The 17,621-nt window shown below is 69.5% G+C and carries 11 protein-coding genes; 4 read left to right on the top strand and 7 right to left on the bottom strand.

Annotated features, from left to right (window positions below; translation table 11 throughout):
• The first annotated feature begins 93 nt into the window (after window positions 1-93).
• Complete coding sequence (locus OHT61_RS19300; RefSeq protein WP_329040035.1) at window positions 94-1,245, top strand: helix-turn-helix domain-containing protein; 1,152 nt, start codon at window positions 94-96, stop codon at window positions 1,243-1,245.
• A 122-nt stretch (window positions 1,246-1,367) separates the two neighbouring features.
• Here OHT61_RS19300 and OHT61_RS19295 read toward each other — a convergent pair whose 3' ends face one another.
• A complete protein-coding gene (locus OHT61_RS19295; RefSeq protein WP_329040034.1) occupies window positions 1,368-2,510 on the bottom strand; it encodes a hypothetical protein in 1,143 nt (380 codons plus the stop codon).
• Window positions 2,511-2,654: 144 nt separating this feature from the next.
• Window positions 2,655-3,158: a MarR family winged helix-turn-helix transcriptional regulator gene (locus OHT61_RS19290; RefSeq protein WP_329040033.1), complete on the bottom strand. Its 504-nt coding sequence runs from the start codon at window positions 3,156-3,158 to the stop codon at window positions 2,655-2,657.
• 138 nt (window positions 3,159-3,296) lie between these two features.
• Between OHT61_RS19290 and OHT61_RS19285 the strand changes: the two genes are divergently transcribed.
• From OHT61_RS19285 to OHT61_RS19275, 3 genes are all read left to right on the top strand, one after another.
• A complete protein-coding gene (locus tag OHT61_RS19285; RefSeq protein ID WP_329040032.1) occupies window positions 3,297-4,586 on the top strand; it encodes an amidohydrolase family protein in 1,290 nt (429 codons plus the stop codon).
• Window positions 4,587-4,930: 344 nt separating this feature from the next.
• Window positions 4,931-6,523, top strand: a complete 1,593-nt coding sequence (locus OHT61_RS19280; protein WP_329040031.1) for a hypothetical protein — start codon at window positions 4,931-4,933, stop codon at window positions 6,521-6,523.
• A gap of 129 nt (window positions 6,524-6,652) precedes the next feature.
• Complete coding sequence (locus OHT61_RS19275; RefSeq protein ID WP_443049477.1) at window positions 6,653-8,704, top strand: PIG-L family deacetylase; 2,052 nt, start codon at window positions 6,653-6,655, stop codon at window positions 8,702-8,704.
• A gap of 132 nt (window positions 8,705-8,836) precedes the next feature.
• On the opposite strand, the gene tuf is transcribed toward OHT61_RS19275, so the two are convergent.
• The 5 genes from tuf to OHT61_RS19250 form a co-directional block, all read right to left on the bottom strand.
• Window positions 8,837-10,030, bottom strand: a complete 1,194-nt coding sequence (gene tuf, locus OHT61_RS19270; protein ID WP_327115692.1) for an elongation factor Tu — start codon at window positions 10,028-10,030, stop codon at window positions 8,837-8,839.
• A gap of 158 nt (window positions 10,031-10,188) precedes the next feature.
• The gene (fusA, locus tag OHT61_RS19265; protein WP_327115694.1) at window positions 10,189-12,318 is read right to left on the bottom strand and encodes an elongation factor G; all 2,130 of its coding nucleotides are present in this window, start codon (window positions 12,316-12,318) and stop codon (window positions 10,189-10,191) included.
• A gap of 38 nt (window positions 12,319-12,356) precedes the next feature.
• Complete coding sequence (gene rpsG, locus OHT61_RS19260) at window positions 12,357-12,827, bottom strand: 30S ribosomal protein S7 (protein WP_014154599.1); 471 nt, start codon at window positions 12,825-12,827, stop codon at window positions 12,357-12,359.
• 2 nt (window positions 12,828-12,829) lie between these two features.
• Window positions 12,830-13,201, bottom strand: coding sequence for a 30S ribosomal protein S12 (gene rpsL / locus OHT61_RS19255; protein ID WP_003948652.1), 372 nt, complete (start codon window positions 13,199-13,201; stop codon window positions 12,830-12,832).
• A gap of 501 nt (window positions 13,202-13,702) precedes the next feature.
• Window positions 13,703-17,602: a DNA-directed RNA polymerase subunit beta' gene (locus OHT61_RS19250; RefSeq protein WP_327115697.1), complete on the bottom strand. Its 3,900-nt coding sequence runs from the start codon at window positions 17,600-17,602 to the stop codon at window positions 13,703-13,705.
• Window positions 17,603-17,621 lie beyond the last annotated feature (19 nt).

The following is a 17,621-nucleotide window of genomic DNA, read 5'->3' as shown; positions in this document are numbered from 1 at the left end:
ATGCTCGCCGCGACAACCACAGACATGCGACGGCCCCCGCCGGGACGGGAATCCCGGGCGAGGGCCTGACCACGAGGAAGAAGCACCTTCCCGATGGATACCCAGCAGGTTAGCGCGCCCCCGTGCGCCCCGTCCCCCGTCTCCGGGGGCCTCACGCCGTCCGCCGGTGTCGTCCACGTCACCGTCCGGCACACCGCGGCCTTCACCGTGATCGGCAACCACCTCAGTCAGCACCGGGCACTGTCCTTGGTCGCGATCGGGCTGGCCGTGCACATCCAGTCGCTGCCCGCCGGTGCCAGGATCGGCGTGAAGCGCCTCGCCGAACGGTTCCCCGAGAGCGAGGTCCGCATCGCCGCCGCGCTGCGGGAGCTGGAAGCCACCGGCTATCTGCGCCGCAGCCGCGAACGCCTGCCGAACGGCCGGATCTGCACGCGCACCGTGTCGTACAACCAGCCGGGAGCCGTGGCGCCGTCCGCCGTCGTGCGCCCGCGCCCCGGAGACGGAAGGCGCGGCACCGCGTCCGCCTCGGTCACCGCCCGGGCGCCCCGCGGCGCAACCCACCGCGCACCGGCGCGGCAGGGCGAGTCCCTGCTGCGGGTCGAGCCCGCGCCCCCGGCCGATCTCGTGCCCGCACGTCCGGGGAGCGGGGGGCGCGGCGGGCCGCTGACACCACCGCCGGAGAGCGTGCCGGTGCTCCTGGCAGAAGCCCTCACCCCGGACGCCCCGCCGCCCGCACCGCCCGAGTCTCCCCAGGTCACCGCATCCGAGTGCGCCGAGGTGCCGCCGACCGCCCCCGTGCTCGCACCGGCACCCACCGCACGGCCGGCGCCCCCTCCCCCGATGCCGCGTCCGCAGGCGGCCTGCCCCGAGCCGCACCGTGCGGCCAGGGCGATCCTGGCGGATCTCCGCCGCCTGGCGCCGCAGCTCACCCTGTCGGAGGGGGACATCGGGATGCTCGCTCCGGGGGTCATCGCCTGGCTGGAGCGCGACGCGGACGCCGACGCGATCCGGCACGCGCTCACCGCGGATCTTCCCGTGCCCCTGAAACACCCGGCCAAGCTCCTGCGGCACCGCATCACGGTCCTGCTGCCGCCTCCGCTGCCCGGTGCCCGGGAACTGGTGGCCGTCCGCCCCGGCACGCTCGTCATCCCGATGCAGAACTGCGACCGCTGCGACCGCGCCTTCCGCTCACGCCTCCCCGGCCACTGCCGCGACTGCGGATCCGGGACGGGCACGGCGGCCTGACGGGCCCGGCGAAGGCCCCGGGCCGGGCATCCTGATCAGGATGCCCGGCCCGCGTGGGCCGACGTGCGCGCCCCGGGCCCGCGCGACGGCGTGACGGTCCGTGCGCGTCCCCCGGGCACGTCTCACGTACGCGTGAGCTTCCCGCACGCCCCTTCGGGCTGCCATGCGTCGCGGTCGTAGGGGTCCACGTCCGGCCCCTTGCGGTAGGGGTCCGGCCGGTCACTCGGGAAGGACGGGTGCAGGAAGCCGTCGTACAGCTCGCAGGCGGTGTTGCCGACGTTCTGCTGCGAGCTGATCACGGAGAGCTTGCCGGGCGTCGCCACGAACTTCTCCGGGTCGTGCAGCGCGGTCGTGAGCCTGCGCCGCACGATCGTGCGCGTCATCTCGTCGCCGCCCGGCTTCGACAGCGGGTAGACGAAGGTGTAGTCGGCGTGCACCTCGACCGAGCCCGGGTCACCCGCTTCGAACGTCATCTCCCCCCGCGTCTTGACGACATCTCCCACCAGCAGCGCCTCGCCCGGGTCGAACCGGGTGAAGAGCATCAGCGGATCGTGTTCCACGTCGGGCCGGTCGAGTGACCGTTCGAGCCGGTCGCGTTCGCCCTTCTGCAGAGGATCGAGCAGTTCAAGCGCCTCCCGGGGCCTGTCGCCCCGCAGTGTCACCGGGTCCAGATTCGCTTCGACGAGCAGCTGCCTGGTCGCCCTCAACGCCTGCTCGACCTGGTCCTCGCTCATGCCGCCGACCGCCTTCGCAGCCGGGATCTCGATCCCGGCTGCACCGTCCGCCCACCGGAGTGCGGGCGACCCGCGGAACGGTTCTTCGCGGGTGGGTCCGTCCGGAGCGGGCGCGTCGGCGGGCAGGGTGTCGACCGATACGTCCGCTCCCGGCAGGCGGTCGGTCACCAGGCTCGGCCGCATGGTGACCACCAGGACCCCGGCGACGACCAGGATTCCCAGCACCCCGGCAACGCGCCGCCGCTTGCGGGAGCGGCTCCTCCCGTCCTGCCACGCGGGACCGGTGCGCCAGCCGTCCGGTTGCCAGGCCTCCTGCCGGCCGTCCTTACGTCCCCGGCGCTCCCCGGCGGCCTCCTCGTCCAGCGCGCGCAGGCGCGCGGTGACCATCCGGGCCCGGGCCGACGGCTCCTTCGGCGCGTCGCCACCGCCGCTCTCAGCCCGCCGGACGAGCTCCGCCCACTGTTCGTCGGAGACGGCACCCCCCTCGTCCGGACGCTCGGGCGGCTCTCCTGACGGCGTTCTGCTGCTCACTGTTCTGTTCCACTCCCCCACACGGCTCCTCGGACCAGTTGATGCCAGAGCGCAGCGTGCGCACAAGAGTGCGAAACGAACGGTGACGATCACGTGACGCTCGGCCCCGGACATCCCGTGGCAGGAGCCGCCGGAGCGGCGGACTCACCGCGCCGTGGAGCTGTTCTCGCCGCCGGGCGTGGGGAGTTGGGCCGTGGCGTCGGCGTACTTGAGGAGCAGGCGCGCGAATTCGACGCGTTCGGAAGCGGGCCAGTCACGGGTGATGTGCTCGAAGGCCTGCCGCTGCTGACTGCGGAAGTGGCCGAGAAGGGCCATGCCGTCCTCGGTCAGCCTGAGCACGGTGCGCCTGCCGTCCTGTTGCGAGGCCGTGCGCACCAGATAGCCGTGGGTGATGCAGTCGCTCGCCATCCGGCTGGCCACGGACGGGTCGACCATCAGCTGATCGGCGAGCCCGCCGACCGTGATGTCCCTGCCCGCCTCGGTCGCCTCGTCGACGAGGTTGAGGACCAGATTGCGCTTGAGGTCCTTACGGCCCACCGGAGGGTCGACGGGAGCCTGCATGGTGCGCCGCCTGAGACGGGCGAAAGCCGCGCCGACGGCATCCAGCAAAGCCTCTCCCTGCGGGCTCGAGGCATCGGAGAACGTCACGCCACGACCCTACCGCAGAAGCTTGCAAACAGCAGTTGCGTGCAATCATGCATGGAGTTGCGCGTAGCATTGAGCTGACCGACGCGGTGAGGAAGTTCGCCGCAGGGCCCTCGGGCCCGCGAAGAGAGGTGGAGCAGCATGGTTACGGCCATCACCGGCGCCCGTGTGTTCGACGGCGAGCGCGTCCGTGAAGAGACCACCGTCCTGTTGGACGGCACCCGAATCGCCGCGATCGGCGGCGAGCCGCCCGCCGGGGCGGACATCGTCGACGCCTCGGGCGCCACGCTTCTGCCGGGTCTGATCGACTCCCACGTCCACACCTCCGAGGCCGGGCTCGCGCTGGCGCTGCGGTTCGGTGTGACCACGGAGCTGGAGATGCAGGGCATGTACACCAGGGGCAACCGCGAGCACCTGCTCGGCGACGACTCCGTCGCTGACGTCCGCTCCTCGGGTTTCGGCATCACTCCGCCGGGCGGCCACCCCAGCGAACTGCTCCCCGAGGACTTCGAGCCGGGCGGCCACGGAGAGACGGACCGGGGGGAACCGGGCCACGGAGAATCGGGCCCCGATGCGCAGCGGGGTCACGGCCGGGCTCCGCTGATGCCGTTCTCCAGCACCCCCGCCGAAGCGGTCGGCTACATTCCGCAGCTCGTCGCCGCCGGATCGGACTACATCAAGTTCATGGTCGACGACGGCTCCGTCGAGGGGCACCCCGGTCTGCCCATGCTCGACCAGGCGACGCTGAACGCCGGGGTCGCCGAGGCGCACCGGCACGGGATGCTGGCGATCGCCCACACCCTCACGGTCGACGCGACGCGGATGGCGATCGAAGCAGGCGTCGACGGCCTCGCCCACCTCTTCATGGACCAGCCGCACACCGACGAGATCATCGGACTCATCGCCGCCTCCGGCGCGTTCGTCGCCCCCTGTGTCGTCCTGAACGCCTCGATGACGGGCATCACCGGATCGGATCTCGCCGACGACCCGCGCGTCGGCTCACGTCTGGACCCCGCGTGGACCGAGACCCTGCGCAGCAGCTACAACCGCTACCCCCAGGGCAAGGTGGAGGACGTCCTGGCCTCGGTCAGGGCGCTGCACGACGCCGGGGTCGATCTTCTCGCCGGCACCGACGCCGCCCCCATGCCGCTGCCCTTCCTCGGAGGCATGGTCCACGGCGCCGGCGTCCACCACGAGCTGCAGTACCTCGTCCGGGCCGGCCTCACGCCGGTTCAGGCCCTGCGGGCCGCCACCCTGACCCCCGCGCGCCGTTTCGGCCTGGCTGACCGCGGCCGGATCGCCGAGGGGCTGCGCGCCGACCTGCTCCTGGTGGACGGCGACCCCACCACCACCATCAGCGACACCCTCAACCTCCGCGCGGTCTGGCGTCGTGGCACGCTCACCCGGCTCGCCGCCGGATCAGCGCGCTGACGGACCCGCTCACGAAACCGGACGCGGCAGGTCCTGAGCCACTGCCCGGAGCAGCCCCGGCCGCCGGGCAACCCGGTCACCCGGACCACCGTGCATCCCCCCGCGGAACCAGGCACACGGCTCCGTCCCGAACAGGTGACAGCCCGCAGCCCAGCAGGGCACCGACCACGCTGCGGGGGACGCGGTGGAGTGCGTGGCATGACGGATCGATTCGCGTCAGCGCAACTCCATGCCGGGTAAGCGATCGAGGACGGTGAAACGAACACTCGGTGGCACTGTTGTGATGGACTGGCAGGGATCTCGGGGACCCCCACTCACCGGTTCCCCGGGCAGGGACGATCTCCATGTCGGCACTGATCGGCCCGCACGTCACCGCCGGGGCGGATCGCGAGGGCAGAGGGGGAGGCCGGATGCGTCTGCTGGTCGACGTCGTCGAGGGTGACTTCTCCGCGTTCCACGGCCCGTACGGAAACGAGGCGGCGCGCCGCGTGCGCCGACCGGAGTCCTTCGCCGCCGCGTCCGGGACGGCAGTGGACGGCTCGGCCCGGTGGCGCGACCTGCACGCGGCGGTCCTGGGCCGGGCGTTCGAGATGTCCGCGGCGCCGTCCGTCACCGTGGCGCAGTGCCTGGCAGACGCCCTCGGCGAAGCCCGGCGACGAGGGGTGGCCGAGCCCGAGCGCGTCTACGAGCCGGCCTTCCCCTGGGACGACGGTGTGCTGCGCACCTGGCTGGCGGACCCCGCCACGGACGAGCGCCTCGACCCCCGGGCGACGCTCGGCGCGTACGGCCTGGGCGACGGCGATCTGATCGTCCTGTGTATCGAGCGCCCGGCCGAGGGCATGTACAGGCTTGCCCGCAGTCCCAATCCCGCCGCCCTGCTCGAACGCATGCAGTTCGCGATGCAGGGCGGCGCCCCCGACAGCGGCGGCGTGCTGTGGGGCGTCCTGCTCTACACGTCCGCCGATACCGAGCTGGCGACGTACGTCCGTACCCACTTCGAGGACCTCGACGCGCTCTCCGGTCCCTCGACGCGCGTCTTCGTGATGGAGCGCCGGACTCGGTGGGCCGACGCACGGGCCTACTGGCGCAGCCGCCTCGAACCGGAGCTCTACCAGGTGCTGGCGCCGATGCAGTGGCTGCGCTGGCAGCCGTACGACCCGCAGGGCGCCTACCGGATCGCCTCGCTCCTGAAGGTGGACCCCGCGCTCCTGCCCTGCCTCGTCCTGTTCAACGGCCGGGCCGACCTGCCGTGGGGCAAGCAGAAGGTCGTCTTCCCCGTCGAGGAGTCCACCCCCCGCTACTTCCGCACCCTGTTCGGCCGCATCGCCGAGGCGCTGGGCGGACAGCCCGGTACGCGCGACGACCGACGGCTGGAGTACGACGACCTGCGGGCCGCGGCGGTGGGCGACGGCCCGACGGTGCTGCGCGACCTGCTGCTGCGCAGCGCCCGCGACCGGGACGAGGAGGCGTTCGCACGGGTCGCGGAGGCCCAGCACGCCATCAGCGCGGCACTGCGGCGGACTCCCGCGCCCCACACCGGGTATCAGCTCAACAACTGCAAGGTCATTCTCACTTCGGGCACATCGGGGGCCGTCATGACGGAGAACTTCCACTTCAACGGGCAGAACACGACGTTCATCAACCGCCCCAAGGACACGGTCGTCCAGGACTTCCAGAACCAGCACGGAACCACGCCCTGTGCCGACGACCTGCGGCAGTTGCTGGGACTGACCCTCTCCAGCGCCGAGCTGTCCGACACGGAGCGCGACGAGGCCGCCCAAGCGGTGCACGACCTGGCCACGCTCTCCGGCGAGCCGGACGCCGGCGCCTTCCGGCTGCGGGCGGAGCGCCTTCGCGAACTGCTGGCCGGGGCGGCCGACATCGCCCAGCCCGCGCTGGCCCTCATCGCGACGGTCACGGCGGCCGTGACGGGCTAGCCGACACCCCGCCGGGCCGCCCGAGGCAACCCGCCGGGGCGGACACCCGTCTTCCCCCTCGCACGACAGCGGTACGCAGCCCTGGGCACCTGCCCGTCCGCTGCGGGGGGAACGGACGGAGCACACGGCGTGACGGATGGAACCGGCCTGCCCGGAAACGGCGTGCGCCGGCGCGCTGTCGTGATCACGGCCGCCCTCGGCGCCCTGAGCGCCTGCTCCGTGCCGCCCCCGCGCCGTACGGACACAGCCCCGGACCCCGCGCCCGGCCGGCCCATCAGCACCGGCAGCCGCGCCCTGGTCCTGCAGTTCCTCGCCCACCCGGACGACGACCTGTACTTCATGAACCCGGACACGCGGCAGGCCCTCGACGCCGGGACGCGGGTGGTCTGCGTGTATCTGACGGCGGGCGAGGCCGACGGCCTCAACAAGGTGCCCGGCGCCCCGCGCCCCGCACCCGACAAGGCCGCCTACTCCTCCGCACGCCGCCAGGGACTCCGGCAGGCGTACGCGGCCCTCCTGGGACAGGACGTGTTCACGCCCTGGGAGACATCCGTCATGGAACTGGGCGGGCGCCACCGCGCCGAGATCGCCACCCTCGGCGACGGGCGGCGCAGGGTGGACCTGGTCTTCCTCGACACCGCCATGCACACCGGCCGCCACCGGCCCGGGCTGCCCAGCCTCTGGGAGGACCGGCGCCTCTCCCTGCGCACCGTCGTGGCCGACGGCTCACCGGTGCGCCACCCGGGCTCGTACACGTACGACGGGCTCGTCGACGTCCTCGTGCGGTTGCTGGAGCACTACCGGCCCACCGTGGTCCACACCCTCGACCCCGATCCGGACGTCCAGCGCGGCACGGAGGCCGCGCGCCGCCGGGACAGCGAACAGCGGGGCTACTCCGACCACGCGGACCACACCGCCGCGGCCTGCTTCGCCTGGGCTGCGCTGATCCGGTGGGTGGCCGGGGCCACCGCGGCGGGCGGCGAGGTGCCGTCGTTCGCGGTGGCCGCATACCGCGGGTACTACAACCGGCACTGGCCCAAGAACCTCCCGCCCGCCGTCCTCGGCCCCAAGGCCGCCCACCTCGTGCCCTACGGCGGTGCGCCCGGCTGGGACTGCGGCAACCCGGCCGGATGCGGCGACTACAACGTCGGCGGCGACCGCCCGCTGACCAACCGCAAGGGCTGGGTCCGCTCCACCCACCACCGCTACCCGGGTCCCCGCACGGTGCTCACCGAAAGCCCGGGGGGCCGCCTCCACGCGTACGCCGTCCTGGGCCTGCGGCTGGTCCGGTGGCGTGAGGCAGAGGCCGGCAGCGGCATGTGGGACGCCCCCGAGGACCTCGGCGGCGGGCCGCTCGCCCCGGTGCTGGGCAGTGCCCTCGCGGACGGCGGACGGCTGCTGCTGTTCGGGCTCCGGTTCGCGGCGCTCTCCGGTCACGGCGGCGACGACGAACGCGAGATCGTGTTGCTGGAACAGCGGGCGGCGGGAGACGGGTTCCTCGCCTGGCACGGCCTCGGCAACCCCTCACCCGGCCGGGACGAGGGCCGCCGCATCGGAGTGCCGGTGGCTGTCACAGCACCGGACGGCCGCGTCCACCTCTTCGTACGCAACGCGGAGAAAGGTCTCAGCACCCGGGTGCGCGAGCGGGACGGCCGGTGGGGCGGCTGGCGGGACATGGGCGGCGGCGAGATCCAGGACGGCCTCAGCGTGGCGGTGGACGGTGACGGCCTCGTCCATGTGTACGGAGCCGGTCACCACGCCGTGCACCACTGGACACAGGACGGCCCGGGCCAGGGCCTGACCGCCCGCACCCAGATCGACGCCGGCCCGGTGCCCGGCACTCCCCCGGCCGCCCTGCCCGCCCCGGACGGATCCGTCGAGCTGTTCTACCGTGCGGAGGCCCGCCCCGGGCTGACCACCGTGCGCGCGGGAGAGACGGCGGAGCTACCGGGCTTCGACGGCTACGGACCCGTCGCCGCGGCGTCCGCCCCGAGCGGACCCGCCCTGCTCGGGCTCACCGCCGAGGGCCGCCTCCACCTGTACACGGGCGGCGCCCGTTTCGTACGGTCGCACGGCTCCGTGGCCCTGGACGGGGCCGTGCTCCACCTCGGAGCGGAGGGCGGCCGGCCGGTCGCGGCGGGGCTGGGCACGGACGCGCTGCCCTGGATCTGGCGGCCGTAGGCGCGTGACCCGACGCCCAGCCCCCGGTCGGCCTCCGGTCCCGGACACGGCGAAGGGCCCCGCACCTCCCGAGAGAGGTGCGGGGCCCTTCTGGTGCTCTGTGCGGAGCAACCAGGTCAGACGATCAAGTGACTACTTGATGATCTTGGTGACCTGGCCGGCGCCCACGGTCCGGCCACCCTCACGGATGGCGAACTTCAGGCCCTCTTCCATGGCGACCGGCTGGATCAGCGCGACGTCCATGAGGGTGTTGTCACCCGGCATGACCATCTCGGTGCCCTCGGGAAGGGTCACAACGCCCGTCACGTCCGTGGTACGGAAGTAGAACTGCGGGCGGTAGTTGTTGAAGAACGGGGTGTGACGGCCACCCTCGTCCTTCGACAGGATGTAGGACTGCGCCTGGAACTCCGTGTGCGGCGTGACCGAACCCGGCTTGATGATGACCTGGCCGCGCTCGACGTCCTCGCGCTTGATGCCACGGAGGAGCAGACCGACGTTCTCACCGGCCTGGCCCTCGTCGAGCAGCTTGCGGAACATCTCGATGCCGGTGACCGTGGTGGTGGTCTTCTCGGTCTTGATACCGACGATGTCGACGGTCTCGTTGACCTTCAGGACACCACGCTCGATGCGGCCGGTGACGACCGTACCGCGACCGGTGATCGTGAAGACGTCCTCGATCGGCATGAGGAACGGCTTCTCGACGTCACGCTCGGGCTGCGGGATGGACTCGTCGACGGCCTTCATCAGGTCGAGAACGGTCTTGCCCCACTCGGCGTCGCCCTCGAGGGCCTTGAGCGCCGAGACCTTGACGACCGGAAGGTCGTCGCCCGGGAACTCGTACTCGGAGAGGAGCTCACGAACCTCGAGCTCGACGAGCTCCAGGATCTCCTCGTCGTCCACCATGTCGGCCTTGTTCAGGGCGACGACGATGTACGGCACGCCTACCTGGCGGGCCAGGAGCACGTGCTCCTTGGTCTGCGGCATCGGGCCGTCGGTGGCCGCGACCACGAGGATGGCGCCGTCCATCTGCGCCGCACCCGTGATCATGTTCTTGATGTAGTCGGCGTGACCCGGGCAGTCGACGTGCGCGTAGTGACGCGACTCCGTCTGGTACTCGACGTGCGCGATCGAGATCGTGATACCGCGCTGGCGCTCCTCAGGAGCCTTGTCGATCTGGTCGAAGGCCGAGGCCTCGTTCAGGTCCGGGTACGCGTCGTGCAGCACCTTGGTAATGGCGGCCGTGAGGGTCGTCTTACCGTGGTCGATGTGACCGATGGTGCCGATGTTGACGTGCGGCTTAGTCCGCTCGAACTTTGCCTTCGCCACTGGGGTCCTCCTGAGTGGTTCTGTACGCCTTGCTTCATCGGCGCCAGGTGATCTTTGCTGGAATGCCGGTGCCGGGGGCATCCGCCGTGTTGCTTGCGCATCACGGCGGATGCCCTACCGGGCTCCGGTGACAAGCCTAAAGCGTGAGCTCGGAAGAGTTACTCGCCCTTGGCCTTCGCGATGATCTCCTCGGCGACGTTCCGCGGAACCTCGGCGTAGGAGTCGAACTGCATCGAGTAGCTTGCGCGACCCGAGGTCTTGCTGCGGAGGTCTCCGACGTAGCCGAACATCTCCGAGAGGGGCACGAGGCCCTTCACGACGCGAGCGCCGCTGCGCTCCTCCATGGCCTGGATCTGGCCACGGCGGGAGTTGAGGTCGCCGATGACATCGCCCATGTAGTCCTCGGGCGTGGTGACCTCGACGGCCATCATCGGCTCGAGGAGCACGGGGGACGCCTTGCGGGCACCCTCCTTGAACGCCTGCGAACCGGCGATCTTGAAGGCGAGCTCCGAGGAGTCGACCTCGTGGTAACCACCGTCGAGAAGGGTGACGCGGACGCCGACCATCTCGTAACCGGCCAGGATGCCGAACTGCATGGCTTCCTGAGCACCCGCGTCCACCGAGGGAATGTACTCACGGGGGATGCGGCCACCGGTGACCTTGTTGACGAACTCGTAGGAGGCGTCGCCACCCTCGATGGGCTCGAGGGCGATCTGCACCTTCGCGAACTGGCCGGTACCACCAGTCTGCTTCTTGTGCGTGTAGTCGATGCGCTCGACGGTCTTGCGGATCGTCTCGCGGTAAGCGACCTGGGGCTTGCCGACGTTCGCCTCGACGCGGAACTCGCGCTTCATGCGGTCGACGAGCACCTCGAGGTGGAGCTCGCCCATACCACCGATGATGGTCTGGCCGGTCTCCTCGTCGGAGTGCACCTGGAAGGAGGGGTCCTCCTCCGAGAGGCGCTGGATGGCGACACCCAGCTTCTCCTGGTCACCCTTGGACTTGGGCTCGATGGCGACCTGAATGACCGGCGCCGGGAAGTCCATGGACTCCAGGATCACCGGGTTCTTGTCGTCGGACAGCGTCTCACCCGTGGTGGTCTGCTTGAGACCCATGACGGCGACGATGTCACCGGCGCCCACCGACGCGATCTCCTCACGCTTGTTCGCGTGCATGCGGTAGATCTTGCCGATGCGCTCCTTCTTGCCCTTGACCGAGTTCAGCACCGCGGTGCCGGCCTCGAGGCGACCGGAGTAGATCCGGACGAAGGTGAGCTTGCCCAGGTGCGGGTCACTCGCGATCTTGAACGCCAGGCCGGAGAACGGCTCGTCGTCCGAAGGCTTGCGCTTGATGACCAGCTCCGGGTCCTTGACGTCGTGGCCTTCGATGGCCTCGACGTCCAGGGGGGAAGGCAGGTAGCGGACGACCGCGTCGAGCAGGGGCTGGACGCCCTTGTTCTTGAACGCGGTGCCACAGAAGACGGGGGTCACGGTGACGGAGTCGGCCGAGCCCTTCGACGCGAGGGTGATCCGACGGATCGCCTCGTGCAGCTGCTCCTCGGTGGGCTCGTTGCCCTCGAGGTACAGCTCCATCATCTGGTCGTCGTTCTCCGCGACGGCCTCAAGGAGCTTGCCGCGCCATTCCTCGGCGGCCTCCTTGTGCGTGTCGGGGATCTCGACCGTGTTGTACATCTCGCCCTTGGCGGCCTCTTCGGGCCACACGAAGGCCTTCATCGACACGAGGTCGACGACGCCCTTGAAGTCGGCTTCGGCGCCGATGGGGAGCTGCATGACGAGCGGAACCGCACCGAGGCGGTCGACGATCATGTCGACACAACGGTGGAACTCGGCGCCGGTGCGGTCGAGCTTGTTGACGAAGCAGATACGCGGCACGCCGTAGCGGTCCGCCTGACGCCAGACGGTCTCGGACTGCGGCTCGACGCCGGCCACACCGTCGAACACGGTGACGGCGCCGTCGAGGACGCGGAGCGAACGCTCCACCTCGACGGTGAAGTCGACGTGACCCGGGGTGTCGATGATGTTGATGGTGTGGTCAACATCGTTGAGCGGCCAGTGACAGGTCGTCGCGGCGGACGTGATGGTGATGCCGCGCTCCTGCTCCTGCTCCATCCAGTCCATCGTGGCTGCGCCGTCGTGGACTTCACCGATCTTGTACGAGACGCCGGTGTAGAAGAGGATCCGCTCAGTGGTGGTCGTCTTGCCCGCGTCGATGTGGGCCATGATCCCGATGTTGCGGACCTTGGCCAGGTCAAGCGAAGTGGTGGCCATAAGGCTCAATCTTCTCTCGGTCTCGATGGGGTGAGCGACTACCAGCGGTAGTGCGCGAAGGCCTTGTTGGACTCGGCCATCTTGTGGGTGTCCTCGCGCTTCTTGACGGCAGCGCCAAGACCGTTGGAGGCGTCGAGCAGCTCGTTCATGAGGCGCTCGGTCATGGTCTTCTCACGGCGGGCGCGGGAGTAACCCACGATCCAGCGCAGCGAGAGGGTGGCGGCACGACCGGGCTTGACCTCGATCGGCACCTGGTAGGTGGCGCCACCGACACGGCGGGACTTGACCTCGAGCGACGGCTTGACGTTCTCGAGCGCGCGCTTCAGCGTGATGACCGGGTCAGCGCCGGTCTTCTCGCGGAGGCCTTCCATGGCGCCGTAGACGATCCGCTCGGCGGTGGAACGCTTGCCGTCGAGCAGGATCTTGTTGATCAGCGACGTGACAAGAGGAGAGCTGTAGACCGGGTCGATGATGACCGGGCGCTTCGGGGCGGGGCCCTTACGAGGCATTCTTACTTCTCCTTCTTGGCGCCGTAGCGGCTGCGGGCCTGCTTGCGGTTCTTGACACCCTGGGTGTCGAGCGAACCGCGGATGATCTTGTAACGAACACCCGGCAGGTCCTTCACACGGCCACCACGCACGAGCACGATGGAGTGCTCCTGCAGGTTGTGCCCCTCACCCGGGATGTAGGCCGTGACCTCGATACCAGAGGTCAGACGCACACGTGCGACCTTGCGGAGCGCCGAGTTCGGCTTCTTCGGGGTGGTCGTGAAGACACGCGTGCAGACGCCACGACGCTGGGGCGAACCCTCGAGCGCGGGCGTCTTGTTCTTCTCGACCTTGTCCTGCCGGCCCTTCCGGACCAGCTGCTGGATCGTAGGCACTACTTCTCCGGTTTCTGTGTGCCGTTCGTGAAACTAACCTGGAACACTCTCCGACCCACGCGGTCGGGTGTGTCGAATACTGCACGCCCCTGCGGTGACGCAGAGGAGACACAGATTGCGGTGGCCACTTACGGACTCGCCGTGCGGTTGAGGACACGCACCCGAGCCCAGGCACACCCCAGGCACAAGGCTTGAGCGTACCTACCTCACGGAGCTGGGTCAAAACAAATGCTGCCCACCCCCGGGCCCCGGAGCCCGAGGTGCGGACCCACCCGGCCACCAGGACGTCCACGGCGTCGGCACCACTGCCGGCACAGCCTCTCTGACCAGCATAAACGACATCTGGGATGCTCCGGACCGCAGCATCGGGCCGACGGCGGACCGGGGATCCCCGTGACCCCGGGTGACCGACCTCACCGCGACGGACGCGCCGGCACGCCGAAGGGCGGTCACCCCGTACGCAACGGGGTGACCGCCCTTCGGTCGTATCAAGCGACTCGCTTACTGGTTGTACGGACCGTAGTCGTAGTCCTCCAGCGGAACGGCCTGGCCGGAGCCCGTGCCGAACGGCGAGTAGTCGATGTCGTCGTAGCCGACGGCCGAGTACATCGCGGCCTTGGCCTCCTCGGTCGGCTCGACCCGGATGTTGCGGTAGCGGGAGAGACCCGTACCGGCCGGGATGAGCTTACCGATGATGACGTTCTCCTTGAGACCGATCAGGGAGTCCGACTTGGCGTTGATCGCCGCGTCGGTCAGGACCCTGGTCGTCTCCTGGAAGGACGCCGCCGACAGCCACGACTCGGTGGCGAGCGAGGCCTTGGTGATACCCATCAGCTGCGGGCGGCCGGAGGCGGGGTGACCGCCCTCGGTGACCACACGACGGTTCTCGACCTCGAACTTCGACCGCTCGACCAGCTCGCCCGGCAGCAGCTCCGCGTCGCCGGACTCGATGATCGTCACACGGCGCAGCATCTGCCGGATGATGATCTCGATGTGCTTGTCGTGGATCGACACGCCCTGCGAGTTGTAGACCTTCTGGACTTCGCCGACCAGGTGGACCTGGACCGCGCGCTGACCGAGGATCCGCAGCACGTCGTGCGGGTTGGTGGCACCGACGGTGAGCTTCTGGCCCACCTCGACCGCGTCGCCCTCGCCGACCAGCAGACGGGCACGCTTGGAGATCGGGAACGGCGTCTCCTCGCTGCCGTCGTCCGGCGTGACGACGATCTTCTTGGTCTTCTCGGTCTCCTCGATGCGGACCCGGCCCTTGGCCTCCGAGATCGGGGCGACACCCTTGGGGGTACGCGCCTCGAAGAGCTCGACGACACGGGGCAGACCCTGCGTGATGTCGTCACCCGCCACACCACCGGTGTGGAAGGTACGCATCGTCAGCTGGGTACCGGGCTCACCGATGGACTGGGCGGCGATGATGCCGACCGCCTCACCGATGTCGACCAGCTTGCCGGTGGCGAGCGAGCGTCCGTAGCAGAAGGCACAGGTGCCGACCGCGGACTCACAGGTCAGGACCGAGCGGGTCTTGACCTCCTCGACGCCGGCGCCCACGAGGGCGTCGATCAGGACGTCACCCAGGTCGACGTTGGCAGGCGCGATGACCTTGCCGTCGATGACGACGTCCTCGGCGAGCATGCGGGCGTAGACCGAGGTCTCGACGTCGTCCGTCTTGCGCAGGACACCGTCGGCGCCCTTGACGGCGATCTTCAGCTTGAGGCCGCGGTCGGTGCCGCAGTCCTCCTCGCGGATGATGACGTCCTGCGAGACGTCCACCAGACGACGGGTCAGGTAACCCGAGTCGGCGGTACGCAGGGCGGTGTCCGCCAGACCCTTACGGGCACCGTGCGTGGAGATGAAGTACTCCAGGACGGTGAGGCCCTCACGGAAGGACGCCTTGATGGGACGGGGAATCGTCTCGTTCTTGGCGTTCGACACCAGACCACGCATACCCGCGATCTGACGCATCTGCATCATGTTTCCTCGGGCACCCGAGTCGACCATCATGAAGATGGGGTTCGTCTTCGGGAAGTTCGCGTTCATCGCCTCGGCGACCTCGTTGGTCGCCTTGGTCCAGATCGCGATGAGCTCCTGCGTGCGCTCGTCCTTGGTGATCAGACCGCGCTCGTACTGCTTCTGGACCTTCTCGTCCTGCTCCTCGTAGCCCTTGACGATGGCCTTCTTGGCCTCGGGCACGACGATGTCCGCAACGGAGACGGTGACCCCGGAACGGGTCGCCCAGTGGAAGCCCGCGGCCTTCAGGTTGTCGAGCGTCGCCGCCACGATGACCTTGGGGTAGCGCTCGGCCAGGTCGTTGACGATCTCGGAGAGCTGCTTCTTGCCCACCGAGTAGTCGACGAACGGGTAGTCCTCGGGCAGCAGCTCGTTGAAGAGCGCGCGGCCCAGGCTCGTACGCAGCCGGAAGGTGTCGCCCGGCTGGTACTCGGGCTCGCCCTCCTCGGCGACCGGCGGCACCCAGCCACGCGGCGGGATGGTGCCCACCGGGAAGCGGATGTCGACCTTCGCCTGCAGCGACAGCTCGCGGGCGTCGAAGGCCATGGTGGCCTCGGCCGTGGAGCCGAACGCACGGTCCGTGCCCTTGACGTTGCGGCCCTCTTCGTCCGTGGTGAGGAAGAAGAGACCCAGCACCATGTCCTGGGTCGGCATGGTGACGGGACGACCGTCGGCCGGCTTCAGGATGTTGTTCGAGGACAGCATCAGGATGCGGGCCTCGGCCTGCGCCTCCGCGGAGAGCGGCAGGTGCACGGCCATCTGGTCACCGTCGAAGTCCGCGTTGAACGCGGTGCAGACGAGCGGGTGGATCTGGATGGCCTTGCCCTCGACCAGCTGCGGCTCGAAGGCCTGGATGCCGAGGCGGTGCAGGGTGGGCGCACGGTTCAGCAGCACCGGGTGCTCGGCGATGACCTCTTCGAGGACGTCGTACACCACGGTGCGGCCACGCTCGACCATGCGCTTCGCCGACTTGATGTTCTGCGCGTGGTTCAGGTCCACCAGGCGCTTCATCACGAACGGCTTGAAGAGCTCCAGCGCCATCGCCTTCGGCAGACCGCACTGGTGCAGCTTGAGCTGCGGACCGACGACGATCACGGAACGCGCGGAGTAGTCCACGCGCTTGCCGAGGAGGTTCTGACGGAAACGGCCCTGCTTGCCCTTCAGCATGTCGCTGAGGGACTTCAGGGGACGGTTGCCGGGACCGGTGACCGGGCGACCACGACGACCGTTGTCGAAGAGGGCGTCCACGGCCTCCTGGAGCATGCGCTTCTCGTTGTTCACGATGATCTCGGGCGCGCCGAGGTCGAGAAGCCGCTTCAGGCGGTTGTTGCGGTTGATCACGCGGCGGTACAGGTCGTTCAGGTCGGAGGTCGCGAAGCGGCCACCGTCCAGCTGCACCATCGGACGCAGGTCCGGCGGGATGACCGGCACGCAGTCGAGCACCATGCCCTTGGGCTTGTTGCTGGTCTGCAGGAACGCGGAGACGACCTTGAGGCGCTTGAGCGCACGGGTCTTCTTCTGGCCCTTGCCGGTGCGGATGATCTCGCGGAGGCGCTCGGCCTCCTCGTCGAGGTCGAAGGACTCCAGGCGCTTCTGCAGCGCCGCGGCGCCCATGCAGCCGTCGAAGTACGTGCCGAAGCGGTCGCGCAGCTCGCGGTAGAGCAGCTCGTCGCCCTCGAGGTCCTGGACCTTGAGGTTCTTGAAGCGGCTCCACACCTCGTCGAGACGGTCGATCTCGCGCTGCGCACGGTCGCGCAGCTGCTTCATCTCACGCTCGGCGCCTTCGCGCACCTTGCGGCGCACGTCGGCCTTGGCACCCTCGGCCTCGAGCTCGGCCAGGTCGGTCTCGAGCTTCTTGGCACGGTTCTCGAGGTCCGAGTCGCGACGGTTCTCGACCTGCTGACGCTCGACGGAGACGTGGGCCTCCAGCGACGGGAGGTCGCGCGTGCGGCGCTCCTCGTCGACGAACGTGATCATGTACGCGGCGAAGTAGATGACCTTCTCGAGGTCCTTCGGCGCGAGGTCCAGCAGGTAGCCCAGACGCGACGGGACACCCTTGAAGTACCAGATGTGGGTGACGGGAGCGGCAAGCTCGATGTGACCCATGCGCTCACGGCGCACCTTGGCGCGCGTGACCTCGACGCCACAGCGCTCACAGATGATGCCCTTGAAGCGGACACGCTTGTACTTGCCGCAGTAGCACTCCCAGTCCCGGGTCGGACCGAAGATCTTCTCGCAGAAGAGTCCGTCCTTTTCGGGCTTGAGCGTGCGGTAGTTGATGGTCTCCGGCTTCTTCACTTCGCCGTGGGACCAGGTCCGGATGTCGTCCGCGGTGGCAAGGCCGATCCGCAGCTCGTCGAAGAAGTTGACGTCGAGCACTTGTCGTCAATCCCTCTTT

This window comes from Streptomyces sp. NBC_00178, from assembly GCF_036206005.1.
Taxonomy (GTDB): domain Bacteria; phylum Actinomycetota; class Actinomycetes; order Streptomycetales; family Streptomycetaceae; genus Streptomyces.
This window is presented reverse-complemented; position numbering and strand designations above follow the sequence as displayed.